Source organism: Kribbella sp. NPDC049174 (assembly GCF_043197365.1).
Lineage (GTDB): Bacteria > Actinomycetota > Actinomycetes > Propionibacteriales > Kribbellaceae > Kribbella.
Genome location: NZ_JBICSZ010000001.1, coordinates 131,244 through 149,192 on the forward strand (window position 1 = coordinate 131,244; position 17,949 = coordinate 149,192).

Sequence of the window (17,949 nt, forward strand, 5' to 3'; positions counted from 1 at the left end):
TGTGCGGACTCAGGTGCGCGGACGCAGTCGCAGCGTAGCCATGCCGCCGTCGACGGCGAGCGCCGTACCCGCGGTCGAACCGGACGCCGGGCCGGCCAGGTAGACGACGGCGAGCGCCACCTCCTCGGCCGTGACCAGCCGGCCGTGCGGCTGCCGCGCGTCGAGGGCGGCCCGCTCGGCCTCGGGATCCGGAGCGGCGTCGAGCAGGCGCTGGACCCAGGGTGTGGCGGCGGTGCCGGGGTTGACGCAGTTGACCCGGATGCCTTCGCGGAGATGGTCGGCGGCCATCGCGATGGTCAGCGACTGCACAGCACCCTTCGTCGTCGAGTACAGCGCCCGCTCCGGGATGCCGGTGGTCGCGGCGACCGACGCGACGTTCACGATCGCGGCGGCCGGGGACTGCCGCAGGTAGGGGAGGGCGGCCCGGCTGAGCCGGACCGCACCCATCACGTTGACGTCGAACACCTGGTGCCACTGGTCGTCGGGGTTGTCCTCGACGGTGCCTTGCGCACCGATGCCCGCGTTGTTCACCACCACGTCGATCCGGCCGTAGGCCTCGGCGACCTGCTGGACCGCCGCACGCACACTCTCGTCGTCGGTCACGTCGGCCTTGATCCCCAGTACATCCGCCGGAACGTCCGACGGATCGAGGTCGATCGCCGCCACCCGCGCACCGCGGGCGGTGAGCTCCTGGACGACGGCCGCGCCGATGCCCGACCCGCCACCGGTGACGATCGCGACCAGATCCGCGAACTCCGGTCCGGCGGTCACCGGCCGGCCTCGAACGCGACGTACTCCTGACGCTGGCGGCCCAGTCCGTCGATCTCGATCTCGACCACGTCGCCGGGTCGCAGGTACGGGAACCGGCCGGACAGCGCGACGCCCTCCGGCGTCCCGGTCATGATCAGGTCGCCCGGGTCGAGCACCATGTACTGGCTCAGGTGGTGGATCACGGTGGCGACGTCGAAGATCTGGTCGGCCGTGCTGGAGTCCTGGCGCGGCTCACCGTTGACGAAGCTGCGCAGGGCGAGCTTCTGGTGCTCGACGTCGTCGGGGGTGACGAGCCAGGGACCGACCGGGCTGAACCCGGCGGCGATCTTGCCCTTGCTCCACTGCCCGCCGGAGACCTCGAGCTGGAACTCCCGCTCGGACAGGTCGTTGGCCACCACGAATCCGGCGACGTGGTCCAGGCTGTCCGCGGGGGAGTCGAGGTACGACGCCCGCTTGCCGATGACCACTCCGAGCTCGACCTCCCAGTCGGTCTTCGTACTGCCGCGAGGGATCGTCACCGCGTCGTTCGGACCGGCGAGCGTGTTCGGCGCCTTGAAGAAGATGACCGGGCTGGTCGGCGGCTCGGCGCCCGACTCGGCGGCGTGGGCGGCGTAGTTCATGCCGATGCAGACGATCGCGCCGGGCCTGGCGATCGGAGCGCCGATCCGCCGGCTGCCGGCGTCCTCGACGATCGGCAGGTCACCCGCCGCGAGCGCTGCTGCCACGCGGGCCGGGCCGTCCGACTCCCAGAACCGCGCGTCGATGTCGTCGGTCAGCCCGGCAAGGCTGCGGACGCCGTCGTCGGCCACGACGACGGGCACCTCCGCGCCGACCGGACCCAGGCGGGCGAACATCATCGGACTACCTCCACAGAGATCGTATCTTTCAAGGCTTCATCGGCACGTTTGGTGCCATCTGGGTCAGATTGACACCTCAAACATGTGATGTCTAGCCTCATTCCACCCATCAGACACCCTGGAGCAGTCGATGCAGTTGAGTGACGTGCCGCGCTTCGGACTCGGTTGCGCACCGCTCGGTAATCTCTTCCGCCGGTTCTCCGATGACGAGGCCGCCGCGGTCCTCGAGGCGGCCTGGGAGGCCGGCGTCCGGCACTTCGACACGGCGCCGCACTACGGCCTGGGCTTGTCCGAGAAACGCCTGGGCCGGTTCCTCTCGACCAAGCCGCGGGACGAGTACGTCGTGTCGACGAAGGTCGGCCGGCTGCTGCGGGAGAACCCCGCTTGGGACGGGATCTCGCTGGACGACACCGGATTCGCCGTACCGGCACGGTGGCGTCGTGAGCTCGACTACTCGGCCGCCGGGGTCCGGGCGAGCGTCGAGGAATCGCTCACCCGGATGGGCCTGGACCGGGTCGACATCCTCTACGTGCACGATCCCGAACTGTCGGGCATCCCCGGTGCCACCGAGACGGCGATGTGCGCTCTCGCTACGTTGCGCGCCGAGGGCGTCGTCGCGGCCGTCGGCACCGGTTCCCTCGGTGTGGACGCCTTACTGGCGACGGTCCGGACCGGGCTTGCCGACGTACTGATGGTGGCCAACCGCTACACCTTGCTCGACCAGAGCGTCGTACCGGAAGTGCTCGAGGCGTGCGATCGGCACGGCACGCGGATCGTCGCGGCGGCCGTCTTCAACAGTGGACTCCTGGCCCGCAAACCCAGCCGGGACGCCACCTACGACTACGGCGACGTCCCGGACGACGTTCTCGGCCGCGCGCTCGAGATCGACGAGGTCTGTACGCAGCACGGTGTCGAACTCCCCACCGCCGCGCTCCACTACCCGCTCCTCGACCCCCGAGTCAGCTCCGTCGTCGTCGGCGCCGCCACCCCCGACCAGGTCCGCCAGAACGTCGATCGTCTCGAAACGCGAGTCCCGTCAGCGCTGTGGCAGGACCTCGCGGCCCGCAAGTTGGTGTTCCATGCGGTCCCAGGTGCGGTGTAGGCCGACGGCGGCGAAGAGGTCGGTTGTGTAGGACTTGGCGACCTCTTCGGCGAGGAGGATGCCTGGTGCCTTGGTGTCGATTCCGGCGGCCACGAGGACCTGGTCGCCGTCGCCCCAGGCGCCGATCACCTTGCAGTGCCTGAAGAGTTCGTCGAACAGGACCGTCAGTTTGGGGTGCGTCAGGGACGGGGTGCCTGCGGCAACGACCACAGCGTCGTACTCGATCGAACGGCTGGTCAGGAAGGTGCGGTCGGCGGTCTGCGTCGAGCGACCGCGTTTGATCGTGCCACCGGACGGAGCGAGGAGACGCAGTACTGCGCCTTGGGCTTCGACGGCTCGACGGAGCTTGTTGATGCCGGCGAGGTCGGAGCCGTTGGCTGCCACGACCCCGATCACGCGGCCGGCGATCGGGCCGGGAGTGGTGGCGATCTGGGACAGCGCGGGGGACGGGACGGCATCGGTGACCAGTGTGCCGTTCGGCGCCGGCAGGCCGAGTCCGGCGGCTACGGCCGCGCACAGGCCGGCGTCGACGTTGGCGAGGACGCCGAGCATCCGTTCGCGGATCGGCTGCTCGTAGCACTTGCTCAGCTCGAAGGTGAAGGCCTCGATGATGTGGAGGCGTTCGACGTCCGTCATGCTCGCCCAGAACAGCGTGGCCTGCGAGAAATGATCGGAGAACGATACCGGGTTCGCCCGTACCTTGACCCCGCTGACCTCGCGGGGGACATGGACGAACGCTCCCTCGTCCGGCTCGGCGACGACAGGCTCGCCCTCACCGCCGAGACTGTTCGGCAGGTACGGCGCGACGCCACGGTGGACCGCGGTCTGGTGCATCCCGTCGCGGAGGTTGTCGTTCACTGCGGCATGCGGGCAGTTGATCGGCAACTGAGTGAAGTTCGGACCGCCGAGGCGGGTGAGTTGGGTGTCGAGGTAGGAGAACAGGCGCGCCTGCATCAGTGGGTCGTCGGTCACCTCGATCCCGGGCACCAGGTTGCCGGTGTGGAAGGCGACCTGCTCGGTCTCGGCGAAGTAGTTCGTCGGGTTCCGGTCGAGGGTGAGCTTGCCGACCAGTTGAACCTCGCAGAGCTCCTCCGGCACGATCTTCGTCGGGTCGAGCAGATCGATGCCCTCGAAGGTCTGGTCGGCGGAGTCGGGCATGATCTGCAGTCCCAGCTCGAACTCCAGTGGTGCGCCCGCCTCGATGCCGTCGGCCAGGTCGCGCCGGTGGAAGTCGGGATCGGTCCCGGCGGCGAGTTGCGCCTCCTCCCAGACCAGCGAGTGGATGCCGGCCACCGGCTTCCAGTGGACCTTGACCAGACACGTCTCCCCCTTGGCGTTCAGGAGCCTGAACGTGTGGACGCCGAAACCCTCCATCGTGCGGAACGAACGCGGGATACCGCGGTCGGACATCGCCCACATCACGTGGTGCGTCGCTTCGGTGTGCAGCGAGACGAAGTCCCAGAAGGTGTCGTGGGCGGTCTGCGCCTGCGGGATCTCGCGGTCCGGATGCGGCTTGCCCGCGTGGATGATGTCGGGGAACTTGATCCCGTCCTGGATGAAGAAGACCGGCATGTTGTTGCCGACCAGGTCGAAATTGCCCTCGTCGGTGTAGAACTTCACCGCGAATCCGCGCACGTCGCGGACGGTGTCGGCCGATCCGCGGGAACCGAGCACGGTGGAGAACCGGACGAACACAGGCGTCTCCCGGCCACGCTGCAGGAAACCGGCCTTGGTGGCGGAACCGGCGTTGCCGTAGGCGGTGAAGGTGCCATGAGCGGCCGCGCCGCGGGCGTGCACCACCCGCTCCGGGATCCGCTCGTGGTCGAAGTGCGTGATCTTCTCCCGCAGATGGAAGTCGTCCATCAGGCTCGGGCCGCGCGGGCCGGCCTTCAGCGAGTGATCGGTGTCCGGCAGCCGGACGCCTTGCGCCGTGGTGAGCAGCGAACTCGTCTGGAGCCGGCCCTCGGCAACGTCAACCGGGTGCTCCTCGGGACGCTTCGCGGGGGTTGCCGGCGCTGCGGTCGATCGGCGCGGGGCACTGGAGGCTTTGCGTTTCGGGGGCATGGGACTCCTCATGAGCGATGCGGTCGGCTCCCGGTACCCGCGACCACACCTCCGAACTGCCCGCGGTCTGCTGTCAGGGAGCCGTGGCGGTGGCCAGGAGGAACCAAGCGGTGTGGGGGATCCACTGTTCGGACCAGCGCCACGAGTCACCGTCGGGGGCGTCTGGTGGGAGGAAGGCGATGTCTTGCTCGTCGGTGTAGCCGGAGGTTATGCCGTTGAGGATTCCGCCAGGGAGGTTGGGGAAGTCGGAGGAATAGTCGGCGTTGTTGCGGCCGCGGCCCTGGAGCATGCAGGTGTCGAACGGGTTGCAGCCGACGATCCAGGAGAGTTGGTTGGTGGCGAAGGTGTGGAGGCGGGCTCGGTCGTCGGTGGCTAGCGCGCCCAGCTGGGCGCAGGTGCTGGCCGCGGCTGACAGGGAGGCGATGCCAGCGTTCTCGCCCTGCCACCAGTAGCCTGTTTCGTTGGCGTGGGGGAAGAAGAACGCTTCGCGCGGGGATTCGCCGAGCGGCTGGACGAGGGTCCGTGGGTAGCCGAACGGGTTGGGGACGGACGCCGTACGGTCGAGGATGTCGAGCATCGCCCGGACGGCTGTGTCGCGCGCGGTGCTCGCCTCGGGGGTGTCGGGGAAGACCTCGGCGTACCGCAGGAGGGCGAGCATGGGCAGGCCGGGTTCGGCAGCGTGGAAGAAGGGGCGGCCGAGGTCGTCGGCGCGGAACCAGCCTGGTCCGTCGGTGGGGCGGGTGTATCGCTCGACCAGCGACCTGGCCCGCCGACGTGCGGCCTCCCGCGCGACGTCGTCGACCGCATCGGCGCCGCCAGCCGCATCGGCGGCGAGCGCATCGGCTGCCACCCCGGCGGCGGCGAGTTCGGTGGCGGCCAGTAGGGCCGTGTAGTCGTCGATGATCGATTCCGTGCCATCGAACAGGTAGGCGAGGTTGTGCTCCTCCAGATGAGCGAAACCATCCCGCGCCGCCGCGAGGTACTCGGCCCGGGTGTAGTCGCCGTCATCATCCACCGTGGAGGCCCGGGCCAGCGCGGCGATCGCCATCCCACCACCCTGCCGATACCCGGCCTGGTACCGGCTGGTCCGGACGCTGTCCTGCAGCGGAGCGGTGATCACGCGCTCGTCCAGCTGCTTGGTCAGTGCGTCGAAGATCCCCGTGTAGAAGTAGCCCTCCGGGGAGCGAAAGCGGACCAGAAAGTCCGCTCCCCACAACGCCTCGTTCCGCAGCCGCGCCCCCAGAACCGGCACGAGCGATGGGTGGTGCGCGACGAGTTGATCGCGAGCAGCGAGCATCGCCCAGGCACACAAGGGAATCTGCTGCGGACTCATCGTCGAGGTATAGGTCAGATGAGACAGGAACTTGCTGGTATCACCACTCGCGTCCAGCCACCCACCCCGCGCGTCGACAGTCGCCCCGGATGAGTCGTCCCACAACCTCGCGGCCCGATCCTTCCGGTCGATCTCCCCACTGGACCGCATCGCCTTGAAATACGCGAGTACGTCGGACATCGCCTGCCGCTGAAGCCGCTCCGCCCCAACCTCGAACTCCTCAGAGCACAACTCGACCCCATCACCCCTGACCCGGACCACGTACCGCCCAGGACCAAGTCCCTCCGGCAACGAAATCCGCACATACGGCCCACCCGTCCACCCCACCACCCGCTCCACCACCCCCACCCGCAACTCCACAGCCCCACCAGGCCCCACGAGCTCAGCGCTCAACGGCCGATTGGCCACAACGGCAACCACAGCACTCCCGGCCGTACCCCCATACCCGAGGTGCGAGACCAGAACCCCCGGCGTCTTCTCATCCCGCGATCTCACGTCGGCACTGCCCTTTCACTTGAAGCCTGTCCACAGCAGAATCCAATTGCGGCGCGCTCTGGGCCACTGAATAGTCATGCCCCATGGCAGCGATCCTCCTCGCAGGCGCACCGGGCGCGGGCAAGTCGACGATCTCCGAGCAGTTGCGCGACCGGCAACTGCGATCGATCGACCTCGACTTCGGCTACGCCCGCCACGAGGACGAGAACGGATCGGCCGTAACCTACCCCGACTCACCGAGCCTGGCCTGGCTGAACAAGCATCGGTGGAACTGGGACCCCGACCGCCTCACCTCGGCGTTGGCCGACTGCGCCGGCCACACGGCTGTCCTGGCGGGCACGGCCTACAACATGTTCAGCCAGCTCGATCGGTTCGACCTCGTCATCCTCCTTCACATCGACGAGGCGACCCTCGAGACCCGGCTGGCCGACCCGAAGCGCAACAACATCTTCGGGAGGACGGCCGACGAGGTCGCCTGGTCTCTATCGTGGCGCCGCACGGTGGAGACGGAACTCCGGCAGCGGGAGGCTCACGTCATCGACGCCCGGCAGCCGGTGGATCAGGTGGTGGACGACGTGATCCACGCCTGCGCGATCAACGGTCACCCGATCGGACAGCTCGGATAAGTCGAGCCTCGCTCCGCGACGCCGTCACAGACCTGCACAGAACCTTCACGAGTTGTGGGGGGCTTCTGGACAGGTTGGCTCCTAGTCTCGAAGCGTGGCAGTCGATGAAGGAGCTCGCAGGATCCTCGTGGTCGAGGACGAGCCGGTGATCAACCAGGCGGTGACCGACCGGCTTCGCGGGTCGGGGTACGACGTCGTCCAGGCCTGGGACGGGCCGGGTGCGGTCGAGCAGTTCGCGGCGACCGCGCCGGATCTGGTCCTCCTGGACGTGATGCTGCCTGGGTTCGACGGTCACGAGGTGTGCCGGCGGATCCAGGCCGCGCGCCCGGTGCCGGTGTTGATGCTGACCGCGCGCGACGACGAGGCGGACATCCTGGCCGGGCTCGGCGTCGGAGCCGACGACTACCTCACCAAGCCGTTCCGGATGCGGGAGTTGGTGGCCCGGGTGGCAGCCCTGCTGCGACGGGTCGACCGGGCTGCTGAATTGGCCGGCCGCCCAGCCACCGAGCTGGGTGACCTGCGGATCGACGCGGCCGCTCGCCGGGCCTGGGTCGCCGATACCGAGGTTCATCTGACGCCGACCGAGTTCGATCTACTGCTCTGTCTGGCGGCCACGCCGGGCGTCGTACTGACCCGGGAGAATCTGTACGCCGAGGTCTGGGGCTGGCCTGGTGCGTCAGGCACCCGCACGGTCGACAGCCACGTGAAGGCGCTGCGAGCCAAGATCGGCGCGGATCGCGTACGGACGGTGCATGGGGTCGGCTACGCCCTCGAGCCCGGGAGTACGACGTGAGCGGCCCAGTGCTGGACCAGGTCACGTCGGTCAAGGTCAAGCTCGGGCTGCTCGTCGCGGTCAGTGTCACCGTGGCCTCGATCGTCGCGGCCGTCGGGGCAGTCGGCGGCGTGCCGATCTGGCTCAGCATCCCGGTCACGGTCGCCCTGGCCCTCGGCGTGACCCAACTGCTGGCGGTTGGCATGACGTCACCGCTGCGCGAGATGACCGCTGCGGCCCGGGGGATGGCGCGCGGCGACTACTCGGCCCGGGTCACCGCGACCTCGAGCGACGAGGTCGGCGAGTTGGCCAGAGCCTTCAACCGGATGGCCGAAGACCTGGCCGCTGTCGACCGCCAGCGCCGTGAGTTGGTGGCGAACGTGAGCCACGAGCTTCGTACGCCGCTCGCCGCCTTGTGCGCCGTACTCGAGAACCTGGTCGACGGCGTCGCCGAGCCGGATCCCGTGGCTCTGCGTACGGCGCTCGCCCAGGCCGAGCGACTCTCGGCCCTCGCCTCCGACCTGCTCGACCTGGCCCGCGTGGACGCCGGCGCGGCCCGCCTGTCAACCACGCAGGTCTCCGTCTCGGAATTGCTCGCACGTGCCGTGGCCGAGGCCCGAGTGGTCGGTCGTGAGGTCCGGTACGACGTACGCGTCACACCGCCCGACCTGACTGTCCCCGCGGACCCGGCGCGGCTCCACCAGTTGATCTCCAACCTGCTCGACAACGCGTCCCGGCACAGTCCCACCGGTGGAGCCGTCCAGATCACCGCCGAGTCCACGGCCGCGGGGTGGCGGCTTGAGGTCGCCGATGAAGGGCCTGGCGTCCCCGTCGCCGACCGGGACCGCGTCTTCGAACGGTTCGGGACGTTGACCGAGGCAGACGGTGGCGGCGGCACCGGTCTCGGACTCGCGATCGCCCGCTGGGTGACCGACCTCCACGGCGGCAGCATCCACTTCGTCGACCCCGCGCCACGCAGTACCGGTGCCAGGGTCCGCGTCGACCTACCACGCGAACCACGGCAACACACTCACGTCACCAGGAAGGCACAGGAGCCAGTCATGACGAAACCGGTCGAGACGCCCGCACCCGCTGTAGCGCCAGTGGTCGCGCGGCAGCCGGAGTCCGGGATGGACATGCTGTTCGGCAAGTTCTGGCCGGAGACCGGTGTTCCCGGCAACGTCCGGGCCGTCCTTTACTGCTTGGGTGTCGGCGTGCTCGCCGGCATCATCCTGCCGTTCCGCGATCTCGGTCTCGGCACGTTCGTCGTACTGCTGGCGGCCGGGGCGGCGATCGTCAGGTTCAGCGTCAACCGCCGGTCCCGTTTCACTCAGGCCTGTGCCGCGCTGTGCGTGCTCCTGGCGGCAACCTCAGTACTGCGGGATGCGGAGTGGATCGTGGTCTTCTGCCTGATGGCGGGCACCGCAGTCTGTATGGCCGGCCTGGTGAACGGCCGCACCCTGCCGTCGTTCGTGGCAGCCGGGGTGGCTTGGCCGCTCGCCGGACTGCGGGGACTGCCGTGGCTGGGTCGCTCGGCGCAGGCCGTCAAGGGGCTGCGGACGAGTGCGGCAGCGCTGCGGACGGTTCTGTGGTCGTTGTTGGGGGTCATCGTCTTCGGACTGCTGTTCGCCTCGGCCGATGCGGTCTTCGCGGAGTGGGCGGGTGTGATCATCCCGGATCTGAAGCTCGACTCGTTCGTACTGCGGGCCTTCGTCACCGTCGCTGTTGGTGGCGTCGTGCTGGCAGCGACGTACCTCGGGCTGAATCCCCCGAACGTCGAGCCTGGCGGCGGCCCGGCGCGCCCGGTCGCACGTCGCTACGAATGGCTTGTGCCGGTGCTGCTCGTGGACGCGGTCTTCCTGGTCTTCCTGGCCGCACAGGCCACCGCCAACTTCGGCGGGCACGCATACCTCGAGCGGATCACCGGCCTGACCTACGCGGAGTACGTCCACCAGGGCTTCGGCCAGCTCACCGTGGCCACTGCGCTCACCCTGCTCGTGGTGTGGGCCGCCGCTCGCAAGGCACCGCGGGCCACGAAGGCGGACGTCGTCTGGCTGCGCGGGTCACTCGGGCTGCTCTGCTTGCTGACCCTGGTTGTGGTCGCGTCCGCGCTCTACCGGATGCACGTGTACCAGGAGGCGTATGGCTTCACTGAGCTCCGCCTGCTCGTCGACGTCTTCGAGGGCTGGCTGGGTCTGCTCGTCATCGGAGTGATGGTGGCCGGCGTGACCATGAAGGCATCCTGGCTGCCCAGGGCCGCGCTGCTCAGCGGCGCGAGTCTGCTGCTCGGGCTTGCTGCGATCAACCCGGACGCCTGGATCGCCCAGCACAACATCGACCGCTACACCGCGACCGGCAAGGTGGATTGGAACTACCTGGAGGGCCTGTCCGACGACGCCGTACCGGTGTTGGCCACCCTCCCGGACAAGGTGGTCGGCTGCGCACTGGTCAATCGCGAGCCGAGCAACGACGACTGGCTCGAGTGGAACCTCGGTCGTGACCGCGCCAACCCGCTCATCCGCTCGCATGCCGCAGCCGCTGCGGCAGCCGTCGCCAGCCCCACCACCTGCACGAGCTGGCCTGCCAGATAGCGCTCCCCGAAAGTCCCTCGGCGCCTGGGGATGGTGAGGCAGAGACAAACTCGCGGTTCGCTGTTTACAGTAAAAAGATTCGGAGATGGGGACCGAGCCGCAGTTTGCCGCCCGTTTTTCACTGCTGCCCGAGCGCTCGGTGTGATGGGGAGGAGTAGGCGATGGTGCGGTTCAGTTACGTCCAGTTGCCCGATTATCCGCTCACGGACTGTATCGACATGATCAAGACCGCGGACGATTTGGGCTTCTACGCGGCGTACAGCGTGGACGAGACCTGGCACAAGGACATGTGGCTGCTGTTCGCGGCAGCCGCCGACAAGACGAGGAACATTCGTCTCGGCCCCAACGTCACACACGTGATCCTGCGCGAGCCGACGCACATCTGCCAGATGCTGGCCACGCTCGACGAACTGTCCGGCGGGCGGGCCGAGGCGGTGGTCAGCTTCGGCAACCTCGGCCTGCTCGAGCAGTACCACATCGACTGGAAGTCGATGAAGCCGTTGTCCCGGGTGCGGGAGGCGATGGAGGTGATGCGCCGCTTCCTCGACGAGGGCGCGATCACCTTCGACGGCGAATTCTTCAAGTACACCGGGATGTTCACCTTCGCCCGCCCGGTGCAGGAGCGGATCCCCCTGAAGATGGGCGCGATGGGCGGACCGCGCTCGTTCGAGGTCGCGGGAGAGATTGCCGACGGCATGCATCACGCACTCGGCTACTCCCGGGAGAACTACGAGTACGTCGCCGAGCACGTGAAACTCGGCCTGGACAAGTCCGGCCGCAACCTGGACGACTTCGACCTCGGCGCGTGGGTGGTCTTCGCGGTGGCGGAGGACTCCGAGGCGGCCAAGCGGGCGGCGCGGATCATGGTCGGCTTCTACATCTCGTCGATGCCGGCCAACCAGCTCGCCCGGCACGGTCTGAACCGCGACGACCTGCAGCCGATCATCGACGCCCTCGGGGCAGGCGAGATCGACCGGGCCATCGAACTGACCTCGCCGGAGATCGCCGCCACCCTGTCCGTGGCCGGTACGCCGGAGGAGTGCGTCGCCAAGCTGAAGACCGACATCCTGCCCACCGGGGTCAACCACATCATCGCCGCGGTCACCGACCCGGTGATGGTGAAAACCTTCAGCGGCAAGGAGATCGAGGGCGTTCCGGACGTCCAGGGACAGCTGCGCCTGATCCACGACAAGGTGATGCCCGAACTCGGATAAGCACCGTGCTTTTGGCCGGGAGGCCCTATGACCACCGAAGCCGAGGACCAGCAGCGGGACTTCGTGAAGCAGTGGCGTGACCCGGCGTACAACTGTTTCAGCTCGGGTCACAAGTTCTGCCGCAACGTGTGCCCGGTCCTGCAGGTCACGCAGAACGAGAACCACTCACCGACCGCGTTCCACGCGAACATCGTGGCGATGGAGCAGGGCGCGCTGACGGTTGCCGACGTCGCCGAGGACTACGTCCACTGCACCCAGTGCGGCGCCTGCGAGTTGCGCTGCCCGAACACGCTGATGGCCGGCGAGTTCTACCGCGCCCGGACGCGGACGGTGGACGTCGTCAAGGCGATGCGGGCACTGGCCGTTGACTCAGGCATCGAACAGCCGAACTGGAAGCGCTGGGTCGAGGCGACCGTCGACCGGAAGAACGAACCTGTTCTGGACGTACCGGTCTCGCAGGAGAACGTCGCGAACTGGGCGGACGGACTCGGACTCGGCGTCGGCGGCGAGACCGTGCTGTTCGTGGACTGCGAGGCGGCGTTCTACCGCACGACGCTGCCCCGCGCGGTGGCCCAGATCCTGGTGAAAGGTGGCGTCGAGTTCGGGCTGATGCAAGAGCAATGGTGCTGCGGCGGACCGGCGGCCGAGATGGGGTATGTGACTCGGTCGCGGGAGTTCGCCGAACACAATGTGGCCGACTGGCGCAGTATCGGGGCCAGCCGGATCATCACGCTCGATCCGCACGACTACATCACGTTCACCGAGGACTATCCGAAGTACTTCGGGGAGTCGTACGAGTTCGAGATCGTGCACATCATCGAACTCGTCGCCGAGCTGATCCGGGAGGGCAAGCTGTCGCTGACGGTGCCGATCGAGCGCGTGGCGACGTACCACGATCCCTGCCGGCTGAACAAGCGCAAGGGCATCCACAAGTCGCCGCGGGAGATCCTGCGCGCGATCCCGGGCCTGGACTTCCGCGACGTCGACCACGTGACGCAATGGTCGTACTGCTCGGGCGGGGGCGGCGGTCTGAGTATCGAACGGCCGGAGATCACCGCGGCGATCAGCGGGCAACGGCTCGATCGCGCGGCCGCGCTGGACGTCGATCTGCTGGTCAGTGCATGCGTCTGGTCGGAGCGTCCGCTCGCGGCCGCCGGCGAACAGTTGGAGTCGCCGATCGAGGTTCGTGACTTGATGGAGATGGTGGCCGAGGCTGCCGGCATCGAGGTGACGGCGGTGACCACATGACCACGATGGCGATCTCGGATGCGCTGTACGACGAACTGGTCGGGATCCTCGGCGAGGACGGCGTACTGACGGGGAAGCCGGCGCGGTGGAACCGCACGCGGACGCCGGCGCCGTTCCCGGTGCACCGCTGGAAGGAGTACGTCCCCGACGTGGTGGTGTTGCCCCGCACCACGGAACAGGTCGCCGAGATCGTCCGCCTCGCCAATCGGACTGGTACGGCGGTCGTGCCGCGCGCGGCCGGGACAGGTCTGACCGATGGGGCGACTCCGCTGAAGGGCGGGATCCTGCTCGATGTGAAGCGGATGAACGAGATCCGCGAGATCGACCTGGTGGATCGCACGGTCACGGTGCAGCCGGGGATCAACATGCTCAAGCTCAACGAAGTACTCCAGCCGCACGGCGTGATGTTCCCCGACAACCCGGCGAGCTATCCGTGCTCGATGGTGGGCGGCCGGATCGGTACCAGCGGCTGGTCGTTGATCGGGGCCCGCTACGGCCACACCCGCGACCTGGTCTGCTCGATGGAGGTCGTACTGCCGACCGGCGACGTCATCCGGGTCGGCGAGGGCGGCGGACGCAAGTTGCGCAAGGCATCGACCGGGTACACGATCAAGCCGCTGTTCTTCGGGCACGAGGGGACGCTCGGCGTGGTGACCGAGGCGACGCTCGAGCTGGTGCCGCGGCCGCAGGTGGAGTTCGCGGCGTTCTTCGGCTTTCGCGACTACGAGACCGCTTGGCAGAGCACGGGTGCGTTGGCCAAGTCCGGATTTGCGACGCTTGCCGGGGTGGTGCTGTTCGACGAGTGGAAGCTCGCCTACCTGCGGCGGGACGACGAGGCCTACATCGAGCAGCCGGACTGGCTTCGCAGTGTCGTGGCGGTTGCGATGTATGGCAACGAAGCCGAGGTCGTTCCCGCGGCGAAGGAGATCATGCGGATCGGGCGGGAGTCCGGTGGCACCTACCTCGGCGACGAGGTCAGTCAGGGCGACTGGGCTGCCCGGCACGACCGGTACGCGATCCCGTTGCACGGACGGTTGCGCACCGGCGAAGTCGTACCGATGTCGTGGCACTGCGAGGACGCCGCGCTGAACTACAGCGTGCTGCCGCGGGTCCGCGAGGAGTGGCACGCGATTGCCGACCACTACATCCGGCGGTACGGGATCTTCGACGACTGGGGGATCTTCGCCTACACCAACGGTGCGTACAAGCCGTGGGGTGACTACCTCGTCGAGATCGACATCGGCATCTGGGAGCAGAAACTCGACGACGAAATGTGGGAGGCGTGGCTCAACTGCAAACGTGAGATCACCGAGGTGACGCTCAAGTACGGCGGCTCCATCAGCGCCTGCCACGGGGCGAGTCGCGCGGGCGACGTGGAGTATGTCCCCGCTGAACTCGGTGGCGCCTTCGACGTGATGAAGAAGATCAAGCGGGCGCTGGATCCCAACAACGTGATGAACCCGGGCAAGTACCTGCTCGACCAGGCGTACGAGGAGTGACATGTTCGGCTTCCGGCTCTCCGCACAGAAACCGCCCGACGCCCGGCGGATCACCGACGACGTGGTGATGCGGTTCGACCACGTCTACGAGGTCGACCCCGAGAAGATGGCGATCTTCGCCCAGCAGGACCTCCCCGCCTGGGACACCCACCGCATCATCGACAGCCGCTGGGACCACCTCGCCTGGATGCACCAACACTTCGCCGACAAACTCCTCGGCATGTCAGACCTAGGCCTCAACGAAGACGGCTCCGAACCGTAGAACTGTGGTCTGCCCCACGCGTCCGCTACGCGCGGCTCCTCCGTCGCCGTGCTCGCCGCCGCTCCCACCCGCCCGTGTGCGCGTGCTGTCGCCCGCTCAGATTGGCGCGCTGTCTCCCGCTTGGTGAATGCCTCGTGGAGTCGCCTCGATGTCGGGCGTAAGGCGACTCAGTGAGCAGGTCGACGGACTGAACCGAGCATCGGCGACTCGATCGGGTGCCGGGCAGTCCGTTCGATCGGACCTGTGCTGTTACTGGTCTGCTCGCGAGTGGTGAGGGGACAGTCCGGGGGTTGGGACGAATCGCCGGTGGGGGTGTGGGGTGGGGCTGAGGTTGGCAAGGTAGGGCGGGAGATCGTTTTCCGACCTAGTGGTTCAGCGAGGAGGCAAGGTGTCGAAGCCGCTGAAGGTTGCGGTTCTGGGGTTCTGGCATGTTCATGCGGGGGACTATTCGCGACAGGCCCAGGCGCATCCTGGGACGGAGCTCGTCGGGGTGTGGGATGACGACGTGGCGCTGGGGCAGGCGGGGGCTGACCAGTTCGGGGTTCCGTTCAGCCAGGACCTCGACGGATTGCTGAGTGAGGTCGACGGGGTCGTCATCACCACGCCGACCAACGAGCATCGCGACGTCATGGTCAAGGCGGCAAGTGCGGGGAAGCACATCTTCACCGAGAAGTTGCTCGCGCCGACGGTGGCGGAAGCGGAGGAGATCATCGCGGCGACCGACGCGAACGGCGTCAAGCTCACCGTGTCGCTGCCTCGGCTCGCCCACGGGTACACGCAGGCGATCAGTGAGGTGATCGCGAGCGGCGAGCTCGGGCAGCTCACGTACGGTCGGGTTCGGCTGTCGCACGACGGCGCCGTACCGCGGGAGGGATCGGAGGGGTGGCTGCCGCAGCGGTTCTTCGACCAGAAGGCCGCCATCGGGGGAGCCCTCACCGACCTCGGCTGCCACCCGGTCTACCTGGTGCAGCTGTTCCTCGGTACGCAGCCCGACAACGTCAACGCGATCTACCGCTCAGTGAACGGCCGGGGTCTCGAGGACAACGCGGTCGTCACCGTTGGCTATCCGGACCAGAAGGTCGGCGTGATCGAGGCGGGCTTCACCAGCCGGAACCCGTTCACGATCGAGATCTTCGGCACCGAGGGCAGTCTGACCTACACCGACGCCGGCAACCTTCTGCAGGTCGGCGAGCGGCAGGTACCGGTGCCTGACCACAACAAGGACCCGTTCGCTCAGTGGGTCGACCACATCAACGACGGCACCCGGGCCGACGACAACCTGCACCGGGCGGTCGAACTGACCCGCCTGGTCGTCGCCGCCAACGAGGCTGCCGAACAGGGCCGAACCATCTCCTACGGAGGCTGATATGCCACAGATCAAGGTCGGGTTGATCGGCGGCGGCGGCATCGCGGGCGCCCACATCCGGGGGTACGTCGAGCACGCCGAGCGGATCGGCATCACCGCGGTGGCCGACGCGGTGGAGGAGACGGCTGTTGCGCGTGGCAATGAGTTGGGTGCCACGCCGTACGTCGACTATCGCCGGATGCTCGAGACCGAGGACATCGATGCGGTCGACATCTGTCTGCCTCACCACCTGCACCGGGACGCGATCGTCGCGGCTGCCGAGGCCGGGAAGCACATCCTCTGCGAGAAGCCGCTGTGTCTCACCGCGGACGAGGCTGCGGATGTCCGGAAGGCGGTGCAGGACAACGGCGTGACGCTGATGTGTGCGCACAACCAGCTGTTCCTGCCGGCCGTGGCCAAGGCGAAGGAGCTGATCGAGGCCGGGACCATCGGAACCGTCTACGAGGTGCGTACGACGGACAGCTTCTACAACGACTTCGATCCGAGCAGCATGGGGTGGCGGGCGAGCAGCAAGACGAGTGGTGGTGGCGAGCTGATCGACACCGGGTACCACCCGACGTACCTGATGCTGCACCTCGCCGGCGGCTCACCGGTCGAGGCGACCGCGATGCTGTCCACGCATCGGCTGAAGTTCATGGAAGGCGAGGACTCGGCGCAGGTGCTGATCAGGTTCGACAACGGAGCGGTCGGTCAGCTGGTGACCAGTTGGGCCTACCAGCCTGCTCCCGCGACCGAACGCTTCTCCGCGGTCGGCGAACTCGGGTCCTTGACCAGCAACGGCAGCTCGCTGACCTACCAGCTCCGGTCCGGCGAGACCGAGACCTTCGAGCTGGAACCGGTCGACACCTTCGTCGCCGAGATCGGCCACTTCGCCGACTCCCTGCTCGGCAAGACACGTCCGATCCACACCGAGGAGGAGGGCATCGCCGTACTCGGAATCCTCCTGGCCGCCTACGAAGGCGCCCGCACCAAGACGATCGCCCCGGTCCTGCAGATTCCGTGATCAGCGGCGGTCGGAGTGGCCGAGGTCGCGGTCGGGGGCGATGCGGTCGCGGACCAACTGCTTGAGGGTGGGGATCTCGGGGAAACCGTTCTGCGCTTTCCGGGACCAGAGGGTCTCGCCGTCCAGGCGGACGTCGAAGACACCTCCGGTCCCGGGAATCAGCGCGACCTCGCCGAGTTCGGTGGTGAAGGTGGTGAGCAACTCCTGCGCGGTCCAGGCCGCCCGCAACAGCCACCGACACTGCGTGCAGTACTCAACTTCCAACCGTGGCTCTCTCGTCACGCCGACCAGTATCGCTGCCGGCCTGGCTAGCCGGTGACGTCGAGGACCCAGGTGATACCGAAGCGGTCCTTGAGCATGCCGTAGAGCGGGGACCAGGCGGCCGGGGCCAGGTCCTGGATGACGGTCGCGCCCTCGGCGAGGCGGGTCCAGTGGGCGGTGATCTCGTCGGCGTCCTTGCCGCGGACGGAGACGAAGACCGAGTTGACGCCCGCGTCGTACGGCAGGCTCGACGGTACGTCGTACGCCATCACGTGGATGCCGTTGTCGCCCTGGACCTGACCCCACATGATCTGGTCGGCCTCGGACGGGTCCTGGACGCTGTGGGCGTCCTGGTAGCTGACGGCGGCGAGTTCGCCGCCGAAGACGGATTGGTAGAACTCGAGCGCCGGGCGGGCGTCGCCGCGAAAGTTCAGGTGCGTGGTCGTGGTGATGGACATTCGTTCCTCCTTCAGGGTGTTTCCCCG

16 protein-coding genes are annotated in these 17,949 nt (G+C 67.8%); 10 read left to right on the forward strand and 6 right to left on the reverse strand.

Annotation, left to right across the window (positions count from 1 at the left end; genetic code table 11):
- Nucleotides 1-9 precede the first annotated feature (9 nt).
- The gene (locus tag ACGFIF_RS00625) at nucleotides 10-771 is read right to left on the reverse strand and encodes an SDR family NAD(P)-dependent oxidoreductase (protein WP_393149870.1); all 762 of its coding nucleotides are present in this window, start codon (nucleotides 769-771) and stop codon (nucleotides 10-12) included.
- Nucleotides 768-1,628, reverse strand: a complete 861-nt coding sequence (locus tag ACGFIF_RS00630) for a fumarylacetoacetate hydrolase family protein (RefSeq protein WP_393149872.1) — start codon at nucleotides 1,626-1,628, stop codon at nucleotides 768-770. Before ACGFIF_RS00630 ends, ACGFIF_RS00625 begins: the two co-directional genes overlap by 4 nt.
- A 130-nt stretch (nucleotides 1,629-1,758) precedes the next feature.
- Between ACGFIF_RS00630 and ACGFIF_RS00635 the strand changes: the two genes are divergently transcribed.
- Nucleotides 1,759-2,730 carry an aldo/keto reductase gene (locus tag ACGFIF_RS00635; protein WP_393149874.1) on the forward strand — a complete coding sequence of 324 codons (972 nt, stop codon included), beginning with the start codon at nucleotides 1,759-1,761 and terminating at the stop codon, nucleotides 2,728-2,730.
- Here ACGFIF_RS00635 and ACGFIF_RS00640 read toward each other — a convergent pair.
- On the reverse strand, nucleotides 2,665-4,794 hold the full coding sequence (locus ACGFIF_RS00640) for a catalase (protein WP_393149876.1): 2,130 nt from the start codon (nucleotides 4,792-4,794) through the stop codon (nucleotides 2,665-2,667). The two genes, ACGFIF_RS00635 and ACGFIF_RS00640, sit on opposite strands and share 66 nt — an antisense overlap.
- Nucleotides 4,795-4,867: 73 nt before the next feature.
- Nucleotides 4,868-6,622, reverse strand: coding sequence for a glycoside hydrolase family 9 protein (locus ACGFIF_RS00645; protein ID WP_393149878.1), 1,755 nt, complete (start codon nucleotides 6,620-6,622; stop codon nucleotides 4,868-4,870).
- Nucleotides 6,623-6,705: 83 nt separating this feature from the next.
- Between ACGFIF_RS00645 and ACGFIF_RS00650 the strand changes: the two genes are divergently transcribed.
- The 9 genes from ACGFIF_RS00650 to ACGFIF_RS00690 all read left to right on the forward strand — a co-directional run bounded on the left by ACGFIF_RS00650 (nucleotide 6,706) and on the right by ACGFIF_RS00690 (nucleotide 17,203).
- Nucleotides 6,706-7,248 (forward strand): AAA family ATPase, encoded by a 543-nt coding sequence (locus ACGFIF_RS00650; RefSeq protein ID WP_393149880.1) that lies wholly within the window; start codon nucleotides 6,706-6,708, stop codon nucleotides 7,246-7,248.
- Nucleotides 7,249-7,342: 94 nt separating this feature from the next.
- Nucleotides 7,343-8,041 carry a response regulator transcription factor gene (locus ACGFIF_RS00655; RefSeq protein WP_393149882.1) on the forward strand — a complete coding sequence of 233 codons (699 nt, stop codon included), beginning with the start codon at nucleotides 7,343-7,345 and terminating at the stop codon, nucleotides 8,039-8,041.
- On the forward strand, nucleotides 8,038-10,611 hold the full coding sequence (locus ACGFIF_RS00660) for a DUF4153 domain-containing protein (protein ID WP_393149884.1): 2,574 nt from the start codon (nucleotides 8,038-8,040) through the stop codon (nucleotides 10,609-10,611). The genes ACGFIF_RS00655 and ACGFIF_RS00660 overlap by 4 nt, the downstream gene beginning before the upstream one ends.
- Before the next feature lie 161 nt (nucleotides 10,612-10,772).
- The gene (locus tag ACGFIF_RS00665) at nucleotides 10,773-11,825 is read left to right on the forward strand and encodes an LLM class flavin-dependent oxidoreductase (protein WP_393149886.1); all 1,053 of its coding nucleotides are present in this window, start codon (nucleotides 10,773-10,775) and stop codon (nucleotides 11,823-11,825) included.
- A 27-nt stretch (nucleotides 11,826-11,852) separates the two neighbouring features.
- Complete coding sequence (locus ACGFIF_RS00670) at nucleotides 11,853-13,073, forward strand: (Fe-S)-binding protein (RefSeq protein ID WP_393149888.1); 1,221 nt, start codon at nucleotides 11,853-11,855, stop codon at nucleotides 13,071-13,073.
- Entirely contained in the window at nucleotides 13,070-14,572 is a 1,503-nt protein-coding gene (locus tag ACGFIF_RS00675) for an FAD-binding oxidoreductase (RefSeq protein ID WP_393149890.1), read from the forward strand. Before ACGFIF_RS00670 ends, ACGFIF_RS00675 begins: the two co-directional genes overlap by 4 nt.
- A gap of 1 nt (nucleotide 14,573) precedes the next feature.
- Entirely contained in the window at nucleotides 14,574-14,834 is a 261-nt protein-coding gene (locus ACGFIF_RS00680) for a hypothetical protein (RefSeq protein ID WP_393149892.1), read from the forward strand.
- A gap of 388 nt (nucleotides 14,835-15,222) precedes the next feature.
- Nucleotides 15,223-16,200, forward strand: coding sequence for a Gfo/Idh/MocA family protein (locus tag ACGFIF_RS00685; RefSeq protein WP_393149894.1), 978 nt, complete (start codon nucleotides 15,223-15,225; stop codon nucleotides 16,198-16,200).
- A 1-nt stretch (nucleotide 16,201) separates the two neighbouring features.
- Nucleotides 16,202-17,203 carry a Gfo/Idh/MocA family protein gene (locus tag ACGFIF_RS00690; RefSeq protein ID WP_393149896.1) on the forward strand — a complete coding sequence of 334 codons (1,002 nt, stop codon included), beginning with the start codon at nucleotides 16,202-16,204 and terminating at the stop codon, nucleotides 17,201-17,203.
- Here the strand turns inward: ACGFIF_RS00690 and ACGFIF_RS00695 are convergent, their stop codons facing one another.
- Both ACGFIF_RS00695 and ACGFIF_RS00700 read right to left on the reverse strand, forming a co-directional pair.
- Entirely contained in the window at nucleotides 17,204-17,485 is a 282-nt protein-coding gene (locus ACGFIF_RS00695; protein ID WP_132207394.1) for a SelT/SelW/SelH family protein, read from the reverse strand.
- Between the two features lie 26 nt (nucleotides 17,486-17,511).
- Entirely contained in the window at nucleotides 17,512-17,922 is a 411-nt protein-coding gene (locus ACGFIF_RS00700) for a VOC family protein (RefSeq protein ID WP_393149899.1), read from the reverse strand.
- Nucleotides 17,923-17,949: the final 27 nt, after the last annotated feature.

Bases quoted from the DNA above. Each gene is read 5' to 3' on its own strand.
- ACGFIF_RS00630 (WP_393149872.1), bottom strand. From the start codon at position 1,628: ATGATGTTCGCCCGCCTGGGTCCGGTCGGCGCGGAGGTGCCCGTCGTC.
- ACGFIF_RS00635 (WP_393149874.1), top strand. From the start codon at position 1,759: ATGCAGTTGAGTGACGTGCCGCGCTTCGGACTCGGTTGCGCACCGCTC.
- ACGFIF_RS00640 (WP_393149876.1), bottom strand. From the start codon at position 4,794: ATGCCCCCGAAACGCAAAGCCTCCAGTGCCCCGCGCCGATCGACCGCA.
- ACGFIF_RS00650 (WP_393149880.1), top strand. From the start codon at position 6,706: ATGGCAGCGATCCTCCTCGCAGGCGCACCGGGCGCGGGCAAGTCGACG.
- ACGFIF_RS00665 (WP_393149886.1), top strand. From the start codon at position 10,773: ATGGTGCGGTTCAGTTACGTCCAGTTGCCCGATTATCCGCTCACGGAC.
- ACGFIF_RS00670 (WP_393149888.1), top strand. From the start codon at position 11,853: ATGACCACCGAAGCCGAGGACCAGCAGCGGGACTTCGTGAAGCAGTGG.
- ACGFIF_RS00675 (WP_393149890.1), top strand. From the start codon at position 13,070: ATGACCACGATGGCGATCTCGGATGCGCTGTACGACGAACTGGTCGGG.
- ACGFIF_RS00680 (WP_393149892.1), top strand. From the start codon at position 14,574: ATGTTCGGCTTCCGGCTCTCCGCACAGAAACCGCCCGACGCCCGGCGG.
- ACGFIF_RS00690 (WP_393149896.1), top strand. From the start codon at position 16,202: ATGCCACAGATCAAGGTCGGGTTGATCGGCGGCGGCGGCATCGCGGGC.
- ACGFIF_RS00700 (WP_393149899.1), bottom strand. From the start codon at position 17,922: ATGTCCATCACCACGACCACGCACCTGAACTTTCGCGGCGACGCCCGC.